Genomic DNA, 3,486 nt, shown 5'->3' with positions numbered 1-3,486 from the left:
CGGCTTGACCTTGCCCTTGTGCACCCACGGCAGCTCCCGGACCGCGCCGAAGGCGAGGATCGCCGACTCGCCCGGGGGCAGGATCGGCGTACCGGCACCAGCCCGGCCGTGCCGTCCCGCAGCGGGCCGCCCAGCCCGACGACGGACCCGAGCGGCAGCACGTCCCCGTCGCGTACGCCGGACCGGCCGCCGGCGACAACCGGTACGTCGCCCACGGCCGGCACTCCGACCCGCATCCCGGACCGCGCGTTTTTCACCCTGCCGCCCGCGAACGACACGGGCACCGGGGCGGAGTTCGGCTCGGGGCCGGTGCTGCCCACGTTCTGCGGGGTGACCCCGGGCGAGTCGAACCTGGTGGCCCGCCGGGGCCGGACCATGGCGTTCAAGCTGGCGGGAACGCCGGCGGGGTCCGTGCCGGACGGCAGCTACCGGCACAGCATCACGATCTACCGGGCGGGTCGGGCCGACGACGCGCTGCGGCAGCTCCGGCGGGCCGTCCAGAGCTGTCCCACGCAGCCGGACCCGTACTCGGAGCGACCCACCCACCTGAAGCTCCTGACCGGCGGCCGGTACGGCGACGAGACGGTGCTGATCGAGATCCGCACGCTGGCGCGGGACGTCAACGGCTACCCGACCGGCAACGACGAGGTCCGCCTGATCCGCGCCATCAGGGTCGGCGACGTGGTCACCGTGCTCTGGGAGCAGGGCTGGGAGGGCACCTCGACGGACGTCGCGCAGTTCGACGCGGACAGCCGGCGGGCGACCGACGCGCTGCGGCGGTGGCTGGGCTGACGGCCCGTTTTGCGGCCCCTGGGGTCGGTGCGCTACGGTAGACGAGCCGACGCGGGGTGGAGCAGCTCGGTAGCTCGCTGGGCTCATAACCCAGAGGTCGCAGGTTCAAATCCTGTCCCCGCTACTCGTCCCGAAGGGCCCCGGAGTTCACTCCGGGGCCCTTCGCCGTATAGGGGGGAACCGCCCGCGATCGGGGACCCGGCTGATCTCCACGGCGGAGATGCGATAGGCTGTACGAGCCGACGCGGGGTGGAGCAGCTCGGTAGCTCGCTGGGCTCATAACCCAGAGGTCGCAGGTTCAAATCCTGTCCCCGCTACTCGTCGCGAAAGGCCCCGGAGTTCGCTCCGGGGCCTTTCGCCGTTTCGGTAGCCATTCGCAGGTCAGCAGGGTGGGGCTTGCCAGGCAATTTCTGAGAGACTACTTTCGAAACATGTCTCTCAGAAATCCGGGCGACGCCGGTAACCCCTACGGCGATCTCGAGCTGACCGATCCGAAGGCGATGCGGGCGCTCTCCCACCCGGTCCGGCTGGCCATCCTGGGGCGGCTCCAAGGGCACGGCCCGGCGACGGCCACCGAGCTCTCCGAGCACGTCGGCGCGACGCCCTCGGTCACCAGCTGGCACCTGCGCCACCTGGCCGGCTTCGGCCTGGTCCGGGACAGCGGCACCGGCGGCGACGCGCGGAAACGCTACTGGGCGGCGAGCGCCCGGGGTTTCCGCTTCACGTTCCCCGACGACGCGGAGGGGCAGGCGGCCAGCCAGGTGCTGAGCCGCGCCCTCTTCACCCAGTACGCCGATCTGCCCGCCCGGTGGATGGCCGAGGTCGAGCCGCGGCTGTCGGCGGAGTGGCGCCGTGAGGCGGGACTGTCGAACACCACGGTCCGGTTGACCGTCGACGAACTGGCCGCCGTCAACGCCGCCATCGAACACGTGCTCGCGCCGTACGTCACCCGGGAGCCGGCCGGGCAGCCGGCCGACGTCCGACCCGTGCGGGTCATGCGGTACGTCCTGCCCGAGGCGGAGGAGCAGTGAGCGGCCCGGGGGAGCGGACCGGTTCGCTGCTCCGCGAGCCCGGCTTCCGGTCGTTCTTCCTGGCGCACACCGTCTCGCAGTTCGGCGACCGGATCTCCGAGCTGGCCTTCCCGCTCCTCGCCGTGCTCCTCCTCGACGCCAGCGCGGCCCAGGTGTCGGTGCTGACCGCCCTGATCTGGCTGCCCAACCTCGCCGGGATCTTCATCGGCACCTGGGTGGACCGGCAGCCGAACAAGAAGCGGCTCCTGGTGGCGGCCGACCTGATCCGCGCCGGACTGCTCGTGACGGTGCCGCTCGCCTTCGCCTTCGACGCCGGCACGCTGGCTCAGCTCTACGCGGTGGCCCTGCTCACCGGGGCCGCCTCGGTGCTGTTCAACACCACCTACCCGGCCTTCTTCGTGCTGCTCGTGGACCGGTCGCGCTACCTGCCGGCGAACAGCGCGCTGAGCGCCAGCCGGTCGGTGTCCTTCATCGCCGGTCCGGCCCTCGGCGGTCTGCTGGTCCAGGCGTTGACCGCGCCGATCGCGATCCTGGTGGACGCCGTCTCCTTCCTGCTCTCCGCGGTCGGCGTCGGCCGGGCCCGTACGACCAGGGTGGCCGCCACCGACGACGACGCCGCGACCGGCCGGCTCTGGCAGCGGGCCCGGGAGGGGCTGCGGTTCACCCTCGGCCACCCCGTGCTCCGGGCCGGCCTCGGCTGCGCGACCACGGTCAACTACTTCAGCTTCATCTTCAACGCGCTGCTCGTCTTCTTCGCCAGCCGTACGCTCGGCCTCCCCGCAGGGTTGCTCGGCCTCGCCCTCGGGGTCGGCGCGGCCGGCGGACTGCTGGGCGCGGTGGTGGCGCCCCGGCTGTCCGCCCGGATCGGCGTGGGCCGCAGCATCATGGTGGGCGGGATCGTCTTCCCGGCCTCGGCCGCTCTGGTGGCCGTCGCCGCAGGCCCGCTCTGGGCGCGGGTGGCGCTGGTGGCCGGGGCGGAGTTCCTCTCCGGGGTCGGTGTGATGCTGTTCGACGTCAACCTCAACGCGCTCCAGGCCACGGTCATCCCGGACGGCCTGCGCAGCCGGGTCTCCGGCGCGTTCTCGACGGTCAACTACGGCATCCGGCCGCTCGGCGCGTTGACCGGCGGGGCGCTCGGCAGCTGGCTCGGCCTGCGCCCGACGCTCTGGATAGCGGCGGTCGGGGGGATGCTCTGCGTGCTGTGGCTGCTCCCCTCGCCGATCCCGAAGGTGCGATCCCTGGACCAGCTCGACGACCCCGACCGGGCCGATCTCGCCGTGACCGGGCGGTGAGACGTACCGGGTGCGACGGGCGGTGGCGGCCACCCCGCTCTGCCCGTCGCCGTGCCCGGGTTGCGCCGCTCGACGAGGATGGGGGCATGTCTGCTTGGAACAGGTGGTGGGGACGGCTCGGAGCGGTCCTCGGTGCGGTCGTGCTCTCGGTGTTCGTGCCGGTCGCGGCGTGGGCGTCCACGGGCACCGGCGAGTTGGTGGTGGAGGCCGCCCGACGGCGGTCGCGCGGCGGGGGCGGCTTCCTCGGGCTGCTCTGCTGCCTCGTGGTGGTCGTGGTGATCGTGTTGCTCGTGCTGCGGCTGATGCGGGGCCGCCGCGGCGGTCCGCCGCGCTGACAAACCTCGCGCGACCGGTCGCGGCGATCCCGCGAC

At 72.9% G+C, this 3,486-nt stretch carries 4 protein-coding genes, 2 tRNA genes and 1 pseudogene; 6 read left to right on the top strand and 1 reads right to left on the bottom strand.

The window, feature by feature from the left end; genetic code table 11:
- A pseudogene (locus ACWEVO_RS32780) lies at positions 1–93 on the bottom strand (2-oxo acid dehydrogenase subunit E2); the annotation flags it as partial.
- 318 nt (positions 94–411) lie between these two features.
- Between ACWEVO_RS32780 and ACWEVO_RS32775 the strand changes: the two are divergent.
- The 6 genes from ACWEVO_RS32775 to ACWEVO_RS32750 all read left to right on the top strand — a co-directional run bounded on the left by ACWEVO_RS32775 (position 412) and on the right by ACWEVO_RS32750 (position 3,450).
- Positions 412–792 (top strand): hypothetical protein, encoded by a 381-nt coding sequence (locus tag ACWEVO_RS32775; protein WP_452311314.1) that lies wholly within the window; start codon positions 412–414, stop codon positions 790–792.
- A gap of 50 nt (positions 793–842) precedes the next feature.
- Positions 843–916 (top strand) — tRNA-Met (locus ACWEVO_RS32770).
- 119 nt (positions 917–1,035) lie between these two features.
- Positions 1,036–1,109: transfer RNA gene (locus ACWEVO_RS32765), tRNA-Met, on the top strand.
- Between the two features lie 114 nt (positions 1,110–1,223).
- Positions 1,224–1,823, top strand: coding sequence for an ArsR/SmtB family transcription factor (locus ACWEVO_RS32760; RefSeq protein WP_452311313.1), 600 nt, complete (start codon positions 1,224–1,226; stop codon positions 1,821–1,823).
- Complete coding sequence (locus tag ACWEVO_RS32755; protein WP_452311312.1) at positions 1,820–3,115, top strand: MFS transporter; 1,296 nt, start codon at positions 1,820–1,822, stop codon at positions 3,113–3,115. The genes ACWEVO_RS32760 and ACWEVO_RS32755 overlap by 4 nt, the downstream gene beginning before the upstream one ends.
- 86 nt (positions 3,116–3,201) lie before the next feature.
- Positions 3,202–3,450, top strand: coding sequence for a hypothetical protein (locus ACWEVO_RS32750; protein ID WP_123243527.1), 249 nt, complete (start codon positions 3,202–3,204; stop codon positions 3,448–3,450).
- Positions 3,451–3,486 lie beyond the last annotated feature (36 nt).

The sequence above is a fragment of the Micromonospora sp. NPDC003776 genome (genome assembly GCF_053605645.1).
Note: the sequence above shows the minus strand (reverse complement) of the source record. Positions and strands in the feature narration are given on the sequence as shown.